This is a genomic window from Bacillus sp. 1A (assembly GCF_052682215.1).
The window spans coordinates 848,370-866,569 of sequence record NZ_JBQYLZ010000001.1 but is presented as its reverse complement, the minus strand read 5'-3'; the positions used below and the strand labels follow the sequence as shown (position 1 = coordinate 866,569).

Sequence of the window (18,200 nt, the reverse complement as noted above, 5' to 3'; positions counted from 1 at the left end):
AAGTCGAAAGATTATGAGCTGTTATTATATCATATCGACTTTTCCTAGTAAAGGGAAGAATGTGAAAATGAAAGGAGGTGTAGTTCTAATGTATTGCAAGGGTGGAGTGCTATATCCAGTAGCGTTAACAGACGAACAAAAAAAGATGTTACAAATGTCATCAATGTTATTTCAAGTATTAAAAGTGTTTTTTGATAAACCGCAAGGACAAGCTAGAGGATATACAAATACTTTTTTACCAGGCGGTCATATTGAATTTGGAGAGAGTGCAAAAGATGCATTGATAAGAGAGATTCAAGAAGAATTAGGCATTAAATGTACAGTAAATAATTTTCTTGGATTAGTTGAACACAAATGGGAGAAAAATGGAGAATTACATTGCGAGGTAAATCAAGTATTTGAGGTTAATAGTCATGAGTTACAAAATAATTTAAAGTCTAGCGAATCACACCTTAAGTTTTTCTGATGTGATGGAAAACATTTGGATGATAGGGTCACCATATCATTTCGAGAAAATTGTACGCTAAGGAATTTATAAAGGTCATAGATACTTAATAAACGTTTATAAATGTTTTGTAACATGTTTATAAACGTGATAAACCTTGATTTGATAACGATTAAAGTTACGTCCTTAAAGGTATACCTTTACAAACACGAATTTTATAACATTGACCCCTTATATACATATTCCTTTATTTCTATATTTTAAAAAAGAACTTGTAGTAATTACTGCAAGTTCTTTTGGATTTCTAGTTTTTTATAGAAGAAACTTGTTTTAAATAAAAACCCCACTTTAAGGATGATTCAAAGACTATATCTTGTTACTAGGATGTATTAATAGGAATTTTGAAAGCATTACTGACGAAATTTACTAACTTTAGTTGATACATGACGGTTAAACAGTTTGATTTCCTTACAAATCTGTAATGTTAATGTCATGTTATGAAATTTTTATACTTTGATAAATAAGTTAGAATTATAAGATGAGCTAAGTGTTATAAATGCTTTACCTTAATAATAACGTATAAAAAGAAGCAGAGAGGAAGTTGTTAAAATGAATTTTAATGTCCATTTTAATAAAAAACAAAATATTATTCCTCATATAATATTGCAGGTGTATTTTTAGGGGAGGTTGAGATATAGCTGATTACAAGTTTCCCTAAAAATACATTGAAAAGGAATGAATTGAAAATGTTAGGAACAAAATTTACAAGTTTTATGGGTAGACCACGTGTTTGGAATGTATCAAGTGATGTAATGGGAACCTCTAAAATGCGGAGTACAGAAAAAAGCGAGTTTGAAATCAAAAATAAAGCTTATACAAATGAAAAAGATGAACTTTTAAAAGATAAACAAGTATACATGAATTTAAAATCAGAATTTAATTCTTTTTCGCAAACTCTTAATGAAATGGCTACTTTTAAAGGGGAAGAGAAAAAAGTAACAACATCACAAGAGGGACATATTAAAGTAAAAGCAAATCGTGATGCTATTGAAGGAACATTTCATATGACAGTTACACAACTTGCAGAGCATCATCAAATTGTTTCAAATGCTATTAATGTCGATGAGAAGTTGAATGTAAATGATGTATTGCAAATTGCCGATAAAGAATTAAAGATAACTAGTGATATGACATACAAGGATTTAATTCACCTAATTAATAATGGGGATTATGGAGCAACTGCTTACACACAAGGCGATAAGATTTTTATGCATGCTAAAAAAGTTGGTGAATCAAATAAAATTGAATTAAAAGATGGTGCATCAGATTTATTTAAAAAGTTGTTTTATACCCCGGTGGAAACAAGTCAAATAGATGAACCTGATAATAATACACAAAACTTTGTACTTAATACCATTAATACAGCGAAAGATGCGAAATATATTCTTAATGGTATCGAAGGAACAAGTGATAGTAACACATTAAAACCACTTCCTGGTGTAGAGATTGAATTACTAAAAGAAACTACAGAAAACACCAATGGAAAAAGTAAAGAATTAAAATTTACAGTAAGTAATTCTGGTGTGTCAGATGCAACTAAATTAATAAAAAAAATGGTTGCAGATTATAATAATATTGCTTCGTCCTATGAAGAGTATGCTAGTCCGATGGGAAGTTTACAAGGACATGCGATAATGGCGGATATCTATCATGAAATGAATAATGTAGTTAGATTTTCACAAGGTGGTAATTACTTATCTACATTTGGTATTCAACTTACAGATGAAGGCGCAATGAAAGTAAATGATGCAAAACTAACAAAAGCCTTGGAAGAGCATCCAGGGGCTGCAAAGCAATTCTTTTTTAGCACGGAAGGGTTAGGAAAAATGATGGGGAAATCATTTGAGGAAATCTTTGGTGATAATAGTATTATTAGTGATCGAATCAAAAATATCAATTCCCGCATAAATGATTTAGAAAATAGAATTAGCTATATTGATTTTTATAATAAAGAAAAACAGGATGGCAATGTAGATAAATATCAAAGGTTGGAAATTGCATCTTCATTACTTAATAATCAGATGAATATAATGAGATCGATGATTAGATAAAGAAGAGAATTCTCCTAATTTATAAATGTATATATTTAATTATATTAATATTAAGTTTTCGATTGTAAGGGAGAGATTAAAAATGAATGATAAAGTCTATGAAGAGTTTGTAAATTCTATTTATGAACTTGGTGACTTAAAATTATCAGAAGAGATATTTCAAAAGAAACAAGATAAATTCAATCAATGGCTTGTATCTTTAGGGGAAGAGAAAAGAGAAGAAGTAATAGAAAAAATTACACCTATAATTATGAAAGTTTCAGAACGTATTCAAGATAAACAACAGGTTTTTAAAGAAATAATATTGGAGAATGAAGGAATAATAAAAGCAAATTCACATTATGATAAGTTTTAGTTAAGATAATATTTGATGGATTGTAGTCTAAATATATTTGAGATAAACGAATACAGATAAAGAAAATTTCTTAATATTTTAAAGTATATATTGAAAGATACAAAAATAATTAAATAACAGCAACAAAAATAGTAGTCTTCACTGGTTTCAAAAACTCAAACGAAGAACTACTATGTACGTTTTGACAAGATTTAGGGGTAGCATCCCATCGCAATCAAGCTAAAATTTTATAATCCCCCCAAAATGAAGAGTTTCTTTCACTATAGTTAATTCCTTTGAGAAGTCAGTGGATTTTTTCATTTTAGGGGGATGTTGTTTTGTTAGCTTAATAGTGAGGTGGTGCTACCTAAAATACCAATAGAGTATTTGTTCCTTCCCTTTATTTTAATTAGTTAAAAATCCTTAATTTGAGTCAGTCTTCATATATCCTAACTCTTTTAGAATTTTCTTATGAAATAGCCTTGATTCTTCACGTCTAAAAATCCATTTTTTATTCATATCTTTATCAATTTTAGTGATAGATGGATACTAATTATCATTAAGTAATTGAATGGCAATTTCCTTTATTTTAGTAAATGTCTGCTGTATTCTTTTTGAATTAGCCGAGATATTTTTTTAGTATTTCTAGCCCTATTTTCAATTCATCTAATGAGTTTGTAGAGGAAAGAGCAACTCGTAAATACTTATTAGGCATGGTTTGTGCGGTAATAAAGCGCTCAGAATGAAAAACCCGAATGCCGTGTCTTTCCAAATCTGTTTCTAATTGAAATGCATTATAATGATTTTGAATAGGTAACCAACGGTAAAAACTAAGAGGATGCCCGACAGGATTGTTGGAAAAAAAATAGCCTGAATAAATTTCGTTTGCAGACTCCGCTAAAAGTTTCTTCTGCTTAACAATTTCATGAGCTTTTCCTGATAACACTAGCTCTGTTATCACCTCTGCGTCTAAAGAAGATGTTTTAACATTGACATTAAATATAGCCTTTAAAATATCCTTACGTAAGGCATCTCCGAATACCATATAAGCAACCCTTAATCCTGAACAAATGCACTTAGAAGTTCCACTGATATAAACACTTTGTTCTGGAAGTAAATTAAACATTGGTTGCTCATAATCAGGAATAACCCCCGCTGTCAAAAATGCATGAATATCATCCTCAATCAAAATTAAATGATGCTTTCGAATGACCACTGCTAACTCTTGCTTTCGAAAATCTGCAATCATAATCGTAGTAGGATTAGAACAAGAAGGCATTAAAAAAATACCATGAATATCTAATTGACTACATTGTTTATCGAGTTCAGTTGGGAGCATTCCAAATTCATCTCCTTGAATGGGTACCAATTGAATATGTAGCATTTTTGCCAATTCGATAAAATTTGAATAGGTGTATACATCAGTTGCAATTCGGTTTCCAGGTTTAAACAACGCTGTCAATGTAATTGCTAAAGCATTTTGCGACCCAGAAACTATTGCTATATGGTCTTGATCCACATTAATGCCGAAAGACTTCATCCAATTGAGACCTGCCGTTTTTTGGTGCGGAAGACCCGTTGGATCATTGTAATTTAATAGTTGCTCTAAATACTTTTTATCTACGACCTTTTGAATAGTCTCTGCGACAATACTATTAGTTTGCTCAAATGATGCTACTAAGCCAAGATCAATACAGTTGGTGATTTCCTCTGTAGAAATAGTAATGGAACGAGTTGCATTAGGAGCTACAAAAGTTCCACTCCCTGTGATTGCATAAATTAGGCCTTTAACTTCACATAGTTTGTAAGCTCGGGTAATAGTTGTAAAGTTTAAATCTAAAAAATCTGCTAATTCTCGTTGTGGAGGCAATTTTGTTCCTGGAGCTAAAAAACCATTTACAATATCATGTTCAAGTAGTGCCGCAATAGAGGAATAAAAAGGACGCTTTAATAGTTCCTTATTAGGTTTCCATGACATAGAGTAATTTTCAAATGAATTTACTGGCATGCTTCACCTCTACGGTTATATTTTTTATAGTATAAATTTCCTAAGTTAATATTAAGATTTATAAACTTAGAAAAGTATTACAAGGATATAAATTCAGCATTATTTTTAAAGTTAGAATAACATACTTTCTCTAAAGAAAATTGTAATCCATACAATTTTCTTGTTCATTGTATGGATTTTATGTGTTAAATTTGTATGCAATAAAGCTCTTGATTAAGGATGTGAATGATATGAAAAATAAGAATCAAATAAGAATCGCATTTCGTGCAGCTTTTCCTTATACAATACCTATTCTTGCTGGTTTTGTATTTTTAGGAATTGCTTATGGAATCTACATGAACTCTTTGGGTTTCAGTGCCATATATCCAATCCTTATGAGTTTAATCATATTCGCAGGATCAATGGAATTTATTGCAGCTAATTTATTACTGGTTACTTTTAATCCAATTCATGCTCTTTTTCTTACTTTAATGGTAAATGCACGGCATTTGTTTTATGGGATTTCTATGCTAGATAAGTATAAAGGAACTGGAAAGAAAAAGTTTTATCTCATTTTTGGACTATGTGATGAATCTTTTTCTATTAATTCTACTGTTACTATTCCAAAAGGTGTTGATAAGGGGTGGTTTATGTTCTTCGTGACACTGCTTAATCACTTGTATTGGGGGATAGGAGCAGCAATTGGAGGTATTTTTGGTTCCCTCGTGCACTTCAATACAAAAGGACTGGATTTCGTTATGACAGCACTTTTCGTTGTGATTTTTGTTGAACAGTGGATGAGAGAGAAAAAGCATTATAGCGCTCTTGTAGGATTGGGATTTTCAATATTTAGTCTAATTATTTTTGGAGGAAATAATTTCATCATTCCTGCTATGATTATGATTTTACTCATACTTACTATCCTAAAAAAACCAATAGAGAGAGTAGAGGAGGTTTCCGCGTGACGATGAGTTTACTACAGCAAGTTATAACAGTGGGCATAGTTGTTTTAGGTACAATGCTTACAAGGTTTCTTCCCTTCTTAGTGTTCCCATCAGATAAACCTACACCACAGTATGTTCAGTATCTCGGTAGGGTACTACCTTCAGCTGTCATAGGTCTTTTAGTTATTTACTGTTTTAAGGATATGAGCTTATTATCCGGCAATCATGGTGCTCCGGAATTGATTTCAGTAGGAGTAGTAATAATGCTTCACATTTGGAAGAGACAAATGCTTCTTTCCATAGCAGGTGGAACAATTATCTACATGCTGTTAGTACAATTATTTTTTAATTAAATTCATAATGACAAGTGGTTGTTCCTATCATCATTCTATATTAGAAATAGGATTACTATAATTAATAAAGTAAAGGGGATTTAATATAGAAGAAGCGACTAAATCTTTTGCTTGGTACTTACTGGTTCGTTGTACAAAACCAACATCTCTAGCAAGATCTCGTAAGAAATTTGGAGATAAGAAGTTTTGAATTTCTTGAGCAAATAGTTGTAATTCATCAGATACAGAAATAGCCATACAAAAACGCCATCCTTTCCTATGATTCTACAGAAAGAATAGCATATTTTTTCATTTTAGGGGGTATTTTGTTTTGTTAGCTTGATAGCGATGGGGTCCCACCAACATAACGCGAAATGCTGGCGATACCCCTACTACACAAACCTAAAATTTAGAAATTGTCGACTTTATATTCTCCTTTTATGTATTATGTTTCGATAGTTATTTATGTTTTTTATGCATATTTTTTGCTGAACCATAAAAAGCTGTGTTATATTTCTTATTGTTTTACAAGGAATGGTTGCTTATTTATATACGAGGTTACCTTGAGTTCAATTTGTGATTCACCTGATAGCTCGCTGCAAAGGTGTGTTTAGAAGATCTTCTTCAAGCCGAATACATACCAGCTAGTTTGGGTAAAAGAGGAGAATATAAATAATGCAAATTGGTCTCCGTGATAGGATAAACTCGGTTTAAAGCTAATGGCAACAATAAATGTTTTATTTCGGCAAGAATGAGAAATCATATGAAAAGAAATTTATTCTCTATCAACAGAGAGAAATTCTATTTCAAACAACAAAGAAGGGATGATTATTTTGGAAAGAATCTTTATCAGTCCAGCTAAGTATGTACAAGGAAAAAACGCAATCGAAAAAATTGGTAACCACCTGAAAGGTATAGGTGAACAAGCTGTCGTTATTGCAGACAAAGTCGTATGGGATATCGCAGGACACAAGGTTGTAAATGAATTAAAGAAAAATAACATCTCCTCTGAACAGGTTATTTTTAACGGAGAGGCCTCTAGAGAAGAAATTAAAAGAATTGCTGAGATTGCCAATAACGCAGGTGCAACAATTGTTATAGGAGTCGGAGGTGGTAAAACACTTGATACAGCAAAAGCGGTGTCAGATGAAGTGAACGGCTATACTGTCATCGTTCCGACGGCAGCTTCTACAGATGCTCCGACAAGCGGGCTTTCTGTTGTTTATTCCGACAAAGGAGCCTTTGAGAATTATAGATTTTACAACAAAAATCCAGACTTGGTTTTGGTTGATACAAAAATTATCGCAGAAGCCCCACCTCGTTTTCTTGCATCGGGGATTGCTGATGCAATGGCCACATGGATAGAAGCACGTAGTGTTATTGCTTTTGGAGGCAAAACAATGGCAGGCGGAATTCCTACGATAGCCGGCGAAGCGATTGCGGAAAAATGTGAAGAAGTTTTATTCAAGTATGGTCATCTAGCTTATGAGTCTGTTAAAGCAAAGATTGTTACTCCTGCATTGGAAGCCGTTGTTGAAGCCAATACCCTTCTAAGTGGTTTGGGATTTGAAAGTGGAGGTTTAGCTGCAGCTCATGCTATTCATAACGGTTTTACTGCGCTTGAAGGGGAAATACATCACTTGACTCATGGAGAAAAAGTAGCATTTGGTACACTGGTTCAATTAGCTTTAGAAAAACATTCATTGGAAGAGATTGAACGTTATATAGAGTTTTACATCAGTCTTGGCTTACCTGTTACACTTGAAGATATTAAATTAAAAGAGGCCTCTAGAGAAGATATTATGAAAGTGGCAGAGGCTGCAACGATTGAAGAAGAAACCATTCATGCTGCCTTTAGTGTGAAAGCTGAAGACGTTGCCGATGCAATCATTGCAGCTGATCAGTATGCAAAGTCGTACAAAGAAAAACATAATTTGTAACACGAAGGAACATATGGAATAGTAATTGAGTACTTTTAGAGCTAGTTTAGTATTTGGGGTCCCACCACATGCCCATCAACTTAAGAATTTAGAATTACCCTAAACGAAAAAATGTTATAAGTTAGCACAAAATTTCGTTCTGGGGGTACTATAAAATTTTAGCTTGATGGCGATGTGGCTGTACCCCTGAAATAACTACTGAAACAAGATTAGACGTGATATTGTAGATTTTAATAAAGACCCTTGCAGATGAATGCTGCAAGGGTCTTTATTTTTGCCATTAATTCTTTATTTTCCTATCCGGAATATCCGCATGTGGCACCAGGTGAATCCATCATTGCTATAGGGGGTACTGCCCAAATTACCACTAGATACACAATTAATCAAATACAATAAAGTACCTATGAAATGATATGATCCCCTTATAGTAGACAGTAAAAAGAAAGCACATTAATCTGTTTACTATGGAGGGGATTTTTCTATGGGCAAAATTAGAGTAACTTATGATATAGAATTTAAGAAAAAAGCAGTAGATTTATACTTGAAAGAAGGAATGGGATACAAAACGGTTGCTAAAGAATTAGGAATTGATCACTCGGTAGTAAGACGTTGGGTGAAACACTTTGAAGCTGAAGGTATCAAAGGACTAGAAGAAAAACGTGGTAAAACGAAAGGTCCAGGTATAGGTAGACCAAAAAACAATCCAGAAGATCCAGAAGCTAAAATGAAACGATTAGAAGCGGAGAATGCAATGTTAAAAAAGCTCTTAGGGATGTAAAAGGAGGAGTGGAATCTGTACCAAAAACGAGGAAGTTTGAAGCTATCAAAGGGCTATCAGAAAAAGGTTATGCAGTTACCATTCTATGTGATATCGCTGGAGTAACTAGAGGTGGGTACTACAAATGGATTAAGCGACAGTTGACGCCTTCTGAAAAACAATTGGAAGATACCGAAATAAAAAAGAAGATATTGGAGTGTCATAAAAAACTTAAAGGGATTTATGGATACAGGAGAGTACAAGTTTGGCTGAAAGCCACTTATAACCTTCATTTTAATCACAAACGTATACAAAGGTTGATGGGTGAACTAGGTATCAAAGCTATTATTAGGAGAAAACGACCTTATTACGGGAAGAAAGAAGCTTATGTGATTTCAGATAACCATCTGAACAGGGATTTTCAAGCTTCCAAACCAAACGAAAAATGGGTAACAGATATTACCTATTTGATTTTCAATGGACAGAGATTGTACTTATCCGCTATTAAAGACCTATACAACAATGGAATTGTTGCCTATGAAATTAGCCGTAGAAATGACTTGAAACTAGTACTAGACACACTTAAAAAAGCAAGAAAAAAACGAAACGTGAAAGGGATTCTCCTGCATAGTGATCAGGGGTTCCAGTACACATCTCGTCAATATAATCAACTACTCAAAAAATATCAGATGAAGGCTAGTATGTCCAGAAAGGGAAACTGTTGGGACAATACTTGTATAGAAAGCTTCTTCAGTCACTTTAAGTCAGAGTGTTTTCATTTATACTCTTTCCGCACAGCTGATGAGGTTAAGTTTGCTGTGCGCAAATATATACACTTTTATAATCACCAAAGGTTCCAAAAGAAACTAAATAACCTGAGTCCATATAAATATAGAACTCAGGTTGCTTAGTTGTGTTTTTTGAATACTGTCTACTTGACAGGGGTCACTTCAAAAGTAGGTGGTTTTTCTTTATTATATAGAAATTACATATTAGTTTATATTTGAGATGCTCTAAAAAGAAAAGATGAAGACGGGATTCCTAACGACTAATAATTGTATATAAACGTGTATAGATTTTTAACATATATATTAATTGAAAATGTAAATATATATATTTCAGTAAGAATGCACCATTCTTCTCTATTTACCTATATTTACATTTTTTATAATTTATTATGGTATAGATATTGATTCAAAATATTTTATATAAAATGCATAATTGGTATTTTTAGGGATTAATAGCTCGCTATAACATCTCATTTCTTGAATTCACAAAATTTTCAAAAATAAAATCTTAAAGAATTGCAATTTGCTGTATAATGGAATCAAACCATATATAAGATAGTTTCCCCGATATGAATAACCAGATATTTTATGTGTCCTGTCTATTGGCTGTAATCGCAAAAAGAACTTGTAGGATTCCTACAAGTTCTTTTTGCTTTTCTTATTGTATTTAAAGTAGGAACTTTTCAATATAGCAGAAAAAATAATGAAGTATTTATCTCTAGTTTGCTAACTAAAATGTTGTATTTTTGAATTTTAATAAGTTTGATTAATAAAAACATTTAGACTATAGAATGAATCATTAGACTGTTAGAAAAATAAGCAAAAAGGGAAGAACCACCAATATTCTTCGCCTTTTGCCTGTAATTAGGGTTTCTATATTATTGAATATAGAAGATTATAAAATGTTGGATGCAACAGTTTACTCTTGAAATTATAGCAAGAGTAACAGGTGTTTTTTTATGCAATATTGCATGAAAAGATCATTGTTTATCAAAGATACTGTCTAACGATAGACAGTAGTATATATTTTGTGTGTTTAGTTTTAAGTAAGGTTTGATTTTAAATCAAATTCCCCTTGTAATATGAACGGAAAAACTCTATATAGGATGTATTTTTCTTTATTCTAAAAAACTATATAACAACTTGAAACTAGAATATTATTAATTTTTGAGTGTGAATAAATTAAACTTTAATTTTTAAACAAACGTTTGGTTAATTCTATATAAACAATTTATAAGGATAAATTGAATTTAAAAAAGTTTCTTTATAGTGGAATAAAAGCTGCAAAATCAAAAAGGTGAATTTTATCAATACGAGTTTTTGCTTTTATATATTAAAATAGAAGTACCCTTTCAATGTATGCTGAACCCCTTCACAAATCGTGGAGGGATTTTTCGTTTAATAAATGAATTTTACAAAATATACAAAAATATTTAACTCATGAAATCCACTGATATCATTGGATTTTTATTTGGATATTTAACGACTTGTATTGCAATTTATAAAATGATGTAAATTTAGTTTTACTTTTTACAGATGAATCTTCCTAAAAAGTGATCAGTGTTTATAAAGGCACACCCTTTGGTTCGCTTTTTATTATTACTTGTTCAAAGATATAGAGAGCATTTGATATACCTATAAAAGTGTACCTTTATAAACAGTTATGAGTTGTAGGTTAGTAACTAGAAACGAAATCAATTTTCTATTGACTTACAATTTGAATTTTATTAAGGAATAAAAAGGGCCTATACTTCACTGAAGTATAGGGGGAGAGACTACAAGCAATCAGTTATTAATTTTGAATAGATACTTAAATCGATGAATTTTCCATTTGATTTTTCACTTTTTCTTAGAGTTCCTTCTAATGTGAATTTTAATTTTTTTAAAACGCTTATGGAATTTAGATTTTCAGGTTCAACTTTTGCTTCAATGCGGTTTAGTTTTAAATCAATAAATGCATAATCTATTAAAGCGGAGATTGCTTCAGGTGCATATCCTTTGCCCCAAAATGCTTTTGAAATATCATAGCCGATCTCAGTTTTAGAGTTTTCAAAATCTAAGAAATTATAACCACATGAGCCAATGATTTGATTAGATTTTGCTTCAATAATAGTAAATCGGATTGCTTTATTGTTTTGAGCCAGCTCATTTAGAAATTTAATCATATCTTTTGCCTGATCCTCATTAGTGAAATTAATAATATTCATGAATTTCGTAACATCTGGATCAGACCATATTTTAAATAAGCTTAATGAATCAGATTCTTCTGTTTTTCTTAAATATAATCTTTGTGTGTATAGTTCTGTAATCAATACTTTTACCTCCATTATATTGGTGATGGGTAGATGAAAAATATTGATATCTGTGCATAATTCAGCCCTTTCTACTCTTAGTTATTTTTTTATTATACATGAGATAAATAGAGGGGGGAATTATGTGGTTTTTTATATCAACTTTGTTTCTTAATTGTTTATTCCATTTAATAGCACGCGCGATTTTATTAAAATGAGAGGAGAAAAACTCTTGAATAGAAAGGATATTTAGTAAAAATTTATTCAAAGAGAAAATCTTTACTTCAAATATCGGTACATGATTGATATTAGTAATAATGAAATAGTTATTTAAACTTTAGGGGAGGAACAATAATATGGCAAAAGTTCTAATGTTTAATTTTCCAGGAGAAGGACATATTAATCCGACAATTGCACTTGTTGAAGAACTAATAAAAAGAGGCGAGGAAGTTATTTATTATTGCGTAGAAGAGTATAGAAGTAAAATAGAGAATACAGGAGCTTTGTTTCGACCATATGAAAATTTCATATCACAAATAGACATGGTAAAAAGAATGAATGGGCAAATAAATTCTCAAGAACTATTATTACACATGGTGAAATCCATGGATAAAATAATAGGGATAATTTTAGAAGAAGTAAAAGAAGAAGAATACGATTATGTTATATATGATAATAATTTCGCTGTTGGATGGATTATAGCTGAAGTACTACAAATACCTAAAATTTCTTCATGTACAACATTTGCCATTACTAAAAAAATAGTATCTGCTCTTATGAAGGATCATGAGGAAGAGAATAAAAAATCTCCTTTATATCAGAAAGTTATGCGTATTTTTAAAAAATGGGAAGATATTTATGGAATTACTCTTAATGAAAAACAAAATTTGATGACATGCCCAGGAGATATTACAATTGTATATACATCAAAATTATATCAACCAAATGTCGAAGAATTTGATGATTCTTATATATTTGTTGGGCCCTCTATTGCACAGCGTAAAGATGTAGATTCTTTTTCCTTAGAACAGGAAAAGGGAAACAAGCTGATTTTTATTTCTATGGGAACAGTATTTAACCAGCAACCCGATTTTTATCACACATGTTTTGAAGCATTTCGAAATATCTCGGTTACTGTCATATTAGCTGTAGGGAAGCAAAATGATATTAGTCAATTAAATAATATTCCTTCTAATTTTAAGCTATGTAATTACGTTCCTCAATTAGACATTTTACAACATACTGATCTATTTATTACACATGGGGGAATGAATAGTTCCAGTGAAAGCTTATATTTTGGTGTTCCTATGCTAGTTATTCCAGTTATGGGAGATCAGCCTATAATTGCTCAAAGAATAGAAGAATTAGAAGCCGGAGTCCAGTTAAATCGTAAATTGCTTACTCCGGAGATATTACGTAATACAGCAATGCATGTGTTATCAAATGATATTTATACAAAAAATAGCCATAGAATTGGAGAATCTTTAAAAAATGCTGGAGGATATAACAAGGCAGTCGATAAAATTGAAACCTTTAAATTTAAAATAGGTATTAAATAAAGCAAAACTATTGTGGCTGAAGAATTTGTGGAGCATGTGGTGATTGGAATGAAAATTCTATCGAATAACCTATCAGTTTTATATTGCTTATTGTTATTCAGTTAGTCGTTTATATCGTGTGTTTTACTGTAATCATGTTAATTTTTGGGATACTAGAAGTTGAATAATTAACAATAAATATGCTTGGTTTATATGTTGTTTTTTGGTTATTACGGTATTGAGTTATATGATGATACAATATTTTCTTATGTACGGAACCCAAGCTAGTTTAGTTCAAATGAAACTGATGTTTATTATCAAATTAAGTGTATTTTGGTATGTTATTTAGGGTACCGCCACAAGCCTATCAATCTAGTGAAATGAAACATCCCCAAAACATCTTTCTTGTTTTTGGGGACATTATGAAAAAATAGCTTATTGGCTATGGGCAGTATCCATATAGAAGGACTTTTTAAAAAGAGGTAGCTAAAATTCATCACCAAATTTAACTCTGAAATTGGTGAACAATGTTGATTATTTAATATAGAGTAATGTTTACAAATAATAAAGTTGGGTTTAAAATCTCTTTTTGTCTTTCGCGTACAATTCCCAGAATGACATAGTGCCCCCTAATAAAAGGAGAAATGAAATTTGAAATCATCTACAGATAATATTCAAGAAAGTGCAAAATCAAAAAATCAAGGGCAACCAATATGGAAATCAATGTCTATGTTTTTAGTTCCCTTGCTTTTAAGTAATATATTACAATCAGTTGGACAATTGTTTGGTATGGTAGTGGTAGGGCGATGGCTTGGTGTGAATGATTTAGCTGCTATTTCAGCGTTTTTCCCATTATTCTTTTTACTTGTATCATTTGTAATTGGGATTGGATCAGGTAGTTCGATTTTAATTGGTCAGGCATTTGGTGCCCGTAATGAAGATCGTTTAAAAGCTATCGTTGGTACGACGCTGACTTTTACCTTTATAATAGGAGCTATTTTGGCAGTAGTAGGAAGTATATTTGCCCTAAATATTATGCGCCTTATGGGTACGCCAGAAAATATAATTGATATGAGTGTGCATTATGCGCGTATCTTATTTATTTCTATGCCAGTTTTATTCTTATATTTTGCCTATACAACATTTATGCGAGGTACAGGAGATTCTAAAACACCATTTTATTTCTTAATTGTTAGTACAGCTTTAAATATGATTTTATTACCTATTCTAATTTTTGGCTGGCTAGGAATGCCGAAGTTTGATGTGTATGGGGCCGCTTATGCTTCTGTTATCTCAACAATTGTAACATTTGTTGTTATGCTTATTTATTTAAAGAAGAAGAATCATCCACTGCAATTAGATAAAACAGTACGGAAATATCTTCGTATGGATTGGGATTTATTAAAACTATTATTACGCCTTGGGATTCCAGCGAGTATTAATATGATACTTGTTTCGTTATCTGAGATTGCGGTAATCGCATTTGTGAATCGCTTCGGATCTGATGCGACTGCTGCATATGGGGTTGTGAACCAGGTTGCAAGTTATGTTCAGATGCCGGCAGTCAGTCTTGGAATTACGGTATCCATTTTCGCTGCACAATCCATTGGTGCGAATCAATTTAATCAATTACAGAAAGTTATTCGTGCTGGAATTGTTATGAACTATATAATTGGTGGAATATTAATCGCTCTTATTTACTTGTTTTCAAGAGAAATCCTATCGTTATTCTTAACGAGCCCGAATACAATCGAAATTGCTCATAGTTTAGTGATGATTACACTTTGGAGTTACTTAATTTTCGGTCATGCTCAAATTATTGGTGCGGCAATGCGAGCAAGTGGAACTGTACTATGGCCCACTGTTATCGGTGTCGTATCAATATGGGTTGTAGAAGTTCCAGTTGCTTATTACCTTTCTTATCATACAAATCTTGGTATAAGAGGAATATGGATTGGATATCCAGCTGCATTTATTGTGAGTTTACTTTTGCAATACGGATACTATAAACTTTCATGGCAGAAGAAACGAATTTCACGACTTGTTAGTTAGAATAGAAGGTGAAATTGGGTTTTAGAGCATATATATGACGATGAATTGGAGGACTTTCCGCTTTCTTCTTATATAAAAGTTGAAACAGCAAAGAGAAATATTCCAGAACTAGAAGATGAAATCGATTTTCAGCGTTATTTTAATAAGGATACACCTTACGACTTTTATTACTCGGATAAGATGTTTGCACTAAGAATTTTACAAGACGAGGGGCGATTCAATATGGCAAACATTAATGGTGTATGGGAAAGGTATACAGAAATGGTTTTAAAAGATGAAGAACCTTTCTGCAAATGGGATGATATGAAATATGTTGGAGGAATTTTAGGTGTATTAGGAGTATGCATTCTCATCTATCCAAATTTAAATAATTTTCAAGGTTTCAATGATATAAAAGGAATTATGGTCGCAATCTTAGGTACGCTTCTTACAGCAATAGGTGATGCGAGCTCGGCAAGAAATGCAAGTCACAAGGTGAATCCTATCTATGCAAATGCTATTGGATTTACAGTAGGTAGTTTATTGATGGGAGTAGTTGTATTATTTCAAGGACAAGAATTTACATTTCCGACATCTTTTTCATATGTATTTATGTTGCTATATTTAACTCTGTTTGCTTCTTTTGTAGCATGGTTATTCTATTTGAAGCTTGTAGAAAAAATTGGAGGAGCTCAAAGTGGATATATGGTTGCGCTATTCCCTGTAATTGGAGGGATAGCTTCCGTTTTAATCGGTGAGTCAGATCCATCTCTGTATTTGTTTGTTGGTTGTTTTTCAAGCTGTATTGGAGCGGCTATCGCATTAGGGTTTAGAGCTCAAAAGCAAGAATCGAAATTAACTCTAAAAAAGGTTAATTAAGAAAGGAATAAGTGAAATGAACTTGAAAATAGAGCCCATATATTTTTTGTTTTTTATGTATGAATTGTGAAGGTTCTTTTGCAAAAAAATACGCTATAAGGCGCTCAAAACCTGGGTAGATAAGGATTTGTTTTCTCCGATTTAAAGAAATTATGTATCAGCACTTTGAAAATATATCATGATATCCGTTCAATTTAATACGTATTATTTCATACTCTTTTTTAAACTTCTATATTGATAAAAGATTTAACATTGAAGTGGATACATAATAGTGGAGATAAGATTCAGAAAGTGTATAAGAAGTATATACGTTAGTTAATCGAAAAAAGCCCTACAGGGGACGTAGGGCAAGTCTAAGGGTATTGAAGAATTATCGATTCTAAAAATAAAGGACTTCTTGGAATGTAATAAGTTTAACATATAATCCGTTAAAATTATATATAATAATGTTAAATAAATGTGAATTTCTGCTTCTAAAGCATCGGCATTTAAGGCTGGAAAAGAATTAAAAAGAAGCAGTGAAATAATTATGGATAGTAAAAAAAGATTTGATATTCATATCAGATCCTTTTTTCATTATTAGTTTAGTATAATTGCTCATCGTAGCTACTTAATAAGGGTTTAGAAACTAGATATTTTTCAGGTACTACAATCTGAACCTAATAATTTTTTTTGTTTTTGGTATTCACTTTTCTTAGCTTAACGGACATGGGGCACTATATTATAAAAAGAAAATCAGATGTTTAGTATTAAATAAAATTAGTATCAAGACTATCTAGGTTCTTTAAGGAAACCAAATTAGAGAGCAACATTTCAAAGAGTATCCAGTGATATAACTAAGTAGAATTTTAAACAAGGGGATGATGAGATGAATAAATTGAAGGGGAAAGTTGCATTAGTAACAGGGGCTAGTAGGGGAATAGGACGAAGTATTGCATTACATTTGGCACAGGCTGGTGCGTTAGTTGTAGTTCACTATAGTAAAAGAAAAGAAGAAGCAGAAAATGTAGTGGATAAAATTAAACAAGATGGCGGTGCCGCATTTGCAATCAGTGCAGATTTAAGTACTTTTAAAGGCATTAATAACTTGTATTTAATGATGGATCAATCTCTTCAAAAACATATAGGTAATACTACATTTGATATTCTTGTAAACAATGCTGGAATTGGGCAGATTTTAATGTTAGAGGAATCTACAGAGGAGTCTTTTGATGAGGTTATGAATATTAATGTGAAGGCTCCATTTTTCATAATTCAAAAGGCTTTGCCACGTTTAAAAGATGGAGGGCGGATTATCAATATTTCATCATTTGTTACACGAGTAGCCTCCCCAAGTGTTTTTGCCTACAGTATATCTAAGGGGGCAATTAATACACTTACTCATACTTTAGCACAACAACTTGGTGCTTGTGGTATTACAGTAAATGCAATTCTCCCGGGTATAATTAATACAGAAATGAAAGCTGAGACATTGGGGAATAAAGATGGCCAAAAATATGCTGCAGGTTTATCGACTTTTAATAGGTGGGGAGAACCTAATGATATAGCTGATATTGTAGGTTTTCTTTCTTCATCAGACAGCCGATGGATAACTGGTGAGTTAATCGATGCAAGTGGTGGATCTTGCTTATAATGCTAGAGGAAAAACCGACTTAAATAGAGTTGGATTTGCAATTCTATTTTTTATTTGTTAAATAACCGAACTACGCACCATTTATTAGCTCTTACAAAAGTCACCTTGAAACGAGTCCAAGTATTGAAAGTCAATCAAGGTAGAGAACCAATTATGCTGTAGTAGGATTAATGGTAAATGCAATGAATAT

At 32.0% G+C, this 18,200-nt stretch carries 13 protein-coding genes and 2 pseudogenes; 12 read left to right on the top strand and 3 right to left on the bottom strand.

Features of this window, described 5'->3' with window-relative positions:
- Window positions 1-88 precede the first annotated feature (88 nt).
- From ACUN0F_RS04330 to ACUN0F_RS04320, 3 genes are all read left to right on the top strand, one after another.
- The gene (locus ACUN0F_RS04330) at window positions 89-466 is read left to right on the top strand and encodes an NUDIX domain-containing protein (RefSeq protein ID WP_327989000.1); all 378 of its coding nucleotides are present in this window, start codon (window positions 89-91) and stop codon (window positions 464-466) included.
- 725 nt (window positions 467-1,191) lie between these two features.
- Entirely contained in the window at window positions 1,192-2,556 is a 1,365-nt protein-coding gene (locus ACUN0F_RS04325; protein WP_327988999.1) for a flagellar hook-associated protein 2, read from the top strand.
- A gap of 82 nt (window positions 2,557-2,638) precedes the next feature.
- On the top strand, window positions 2,639-2,911 hold the full coding sequence (locus ACUN0F_RS04320; protein WP_131935409.1) for a flagellar biosynthesis protein FlgG: 273 nt from the start codon (window positions 2,639-2,641) through the stop codon (window positions 2,909-2,911).
- Window positions 2,912-3,509: 598 nt separating this feature from the next.
- Here ACUN0F_RS04320 and ACUN0F_RS04315 read toward each other — a convergent pair.
- A complete protein-coding gene (locus ACUN0F_RS04315; RefSeq protein ID WP_131935408.1) occupies window positions 3,510-4,898 on the bottom strand; it encodes an aminotransferase-like domain-containing protein in 1,389 nt (462 codons plus the stop codon).
- A 230-nt stretch (window positions 4,899-5,128) separates the two neighbouring features.
- Between ACUN0F_RS04315 and azlC the strand changes: the two genes are divergently transcribed.
- Both azlC and ACUN0F_RS04305 read left to right on the top strand, forming a co-directional pair.
- Window positions 5,129-5,842: an azaleucine resistance protein AzlC gene (azlC, locus tag ACUN0F_RS04310; protein ID WP_131935407.1), complete on the top strand. Its 714-nt coding sequence runs from the start codon at window positions 5,129-5,131 to the stop codon at window positions 5,840-5,842.
- Window positions 5,839-6,174, top strand: coding sequence for a branched-chain amino acid transporter permease (locus ACUN0F_RS04305; RefSeq protein WP_075313743.1), 336 nt, complete (start codon window positions 5,839-5,841; stop codon window positions 6,172-6,174). The genes azlC and ACUN0F_RS04305 overlap by 4 nt, the downstream gene beginning before the upstream one ends.
- Window positions 6,175-6,267: 93 nt before the next feature.
- On the opposite strand, the pseudogene ACUN0F_RS04300 reads toward ACUN0F_RS04305, so the two are convergent.
- Window positions 6,268-6,411 (bottom strand): annotated as a pseudogene (locus ACUN0F_RS04300) (IS4 family transposase); the annotation flags it as partial.
- Window positions 6,412-6,956: 545 nt separating this feature from the next.
- Here ACUN0F_RS04300 and ACUN0F_RS04295 point away from each other — a divergent pair.
- The 3 genes from ACUN0F_RS04295 to ACUN0F_RS04285 all read left to right on the top strand — a co-directional run bounded on the left by ACUN0F_RS04295 (window position 6,957) and on the right by ACUN0F_RS04285 (window position 9,761).
- On the top strand, window positions 6,957-8,093 hold the full coding sequence (locus ACUN0F_RS04295; RefSeq protein WP_131935406.1) for a glycerol dehydrogenase: 1,137 nt from the start codon (window positions 6,957-6,959) through the stop codon (window positions 8,091-8,093).
- Between the two features lie 481 nt (window positions 8,094-8,574).
- Window positions 8,575-8,871 carry a transposase gene (locus ACUN0F_RS04290; RefSeq protein ID WP_048563396.1) on the top strand — a complete coding sequence of 99 codons (297 nt, stop codon included), beginning with the start codon at window positions 8,575-8,577 and terminating at the stop codon, window positions 8,869-8,871.
- Window positions 8,872-8,879: 8 nt separating this feature from the next.
- Window positions 8,880-9,761, top strand: coding sequence for an IS3 family transposase (locus ACUN0F_RS04285; RefSeq protein ID WP_445539177.1), 882 nt, complete (start codon window positions 8,880-8,882; stop codon window positions 9,759-9,761).
- A 1,652-nt stretch (window positions 9,762-11,413) separates the two neighbouring features.
- On the opposite strand, the gene ACUN0F_RS04280 is transcribed toward ACUN0F_RS04285, so the two are convergent.
- Window positions 11,414-11,950, bottom strand: coding sequence for a GNAT family N-acetyltransferase (locus ACUN0F_RS04280; protein ID WP_131935340.1), 537 nt, complete (start codon window positions 11,948-11,950; stop codon window positions 11,414-11,416).
- A gap of 335 nt (window positions 11,951-12,285) precedes the next feature.
- On the opposite strand from ACUN0F_RS04280, the gene ACUN0F_RS04275 reads away from it, so the two are divergent.
- The 4 genes and pseudogenes from ACUN0F_RS04275 to ACUN0F_RS04260 all read left to right on the top strand — a co-directional run bounded on the left by ACUN0F_RS04275 (window position 12,286) and on the right by ACUN0F_RS04260 (window position 18,010).
- Window positions 12,286-13,488, top strand: a complete 1,203-nt coding sequence (locus tag ACUN0F_RS04275) for a macrolide family glycosyltransferase (RefSeq protein WP_445539176.1) — start codon at window positions 12,286-12,288, stop codon at window positions 13,486-13,488.
- Window positions 13,489-14,118: 630 nt separating this feature from the next.
- Window positions 14,119-15,519, top strand: coding sequence for an MATE family efflux transporter (locus tag ACUN0F_RS04270; RefSeq protein WP_087984388.1), 1,401 nt, complete (start codon window positions 14,119-14,121; stop codon window positions 15,517-15,519).
- 315 nt (window positions 15,520-15,834) lie between these two features.
- Window positions 15,835-16,377, top strand: a pseudogene (locus tag ACUN0F_RS04265) (DMT family transporter); the annotation flags it as partial.
- An 868-nt stretch (window positions 16,378-17,245) separates the two neighbouring features.
- Window positions 17,246-18,010: an SDR family oxidoreductase gene (locus ACUN0F_RS04260; protein WP_131935343.1), complete on the top strand. Its 765-nt coding sequence runs from the start codon at window positions 17,246-17,248 to the stop codon at window positions 18,008-18,010.
- The last annotated feature ends 190 nt before the right edge of the window (window positions 18,011-18,200 follow it).

Bases quoted from the DNA above. Each gene is read 5' to 3' on its own strand.
- ACUN0F_RS04330 (WP_327989000.1), top strand. From the start codon at position 89: ATGTATTGCAAGGGTGGAGTGCTATATCCAGTAGCGTTAACAGACGAA.
- ACUN0F_RS04325 (WP_327988999.1), top strand. From the start codon at position 1,192: ATGTTAGGAACAAAATTTACAAGTTTTATGGGTAGACCACGTGTTTGG.
- ACUN0F_RS04320 (WP_131935409.1), top strand. From the start codon at position 2,639: ATGAATGATAAAGTCTATGAAGAGTTTGTAAATTCTATTTATGAACTT.
- ACUN0F_RS04315 (WP_131935408.1), bottom strand. From the start codon at position 4,898: ATGCCAGTAAATTCATTTGAAAATTACTCTATGTCATGGAAACCTAAT.
- azlC (WP_131935407.1), top strand. From the start codon at position 5,129: ATGAAAAATAAGAATCAAATAAGAATCGCATTTCGTGCAGCTTTTCCT.
- ACUN0F_RS04290 (WP_048563396.1), top strand. From the start codon at position 8,575: ATGGGCAAAATTAGAGTAACTTATGATATAGAATTTAAGAAAAAAGCA.
- ACUN0F_RS04275 (WP_445539176.1), top strand. From the start codon at position 12,286: ATGGCAAAAGTTCTAATGTTTAATTTTCCAGGAGAAGGACATATTAAT.
- ACUN0F_RS04260 (WP_131935343.1), top strand. From the start codon at position 17,246: ATGAATAAATTGAAGGGGAAAGTTGCATTAGTAACAGGGGCTAGTAGG.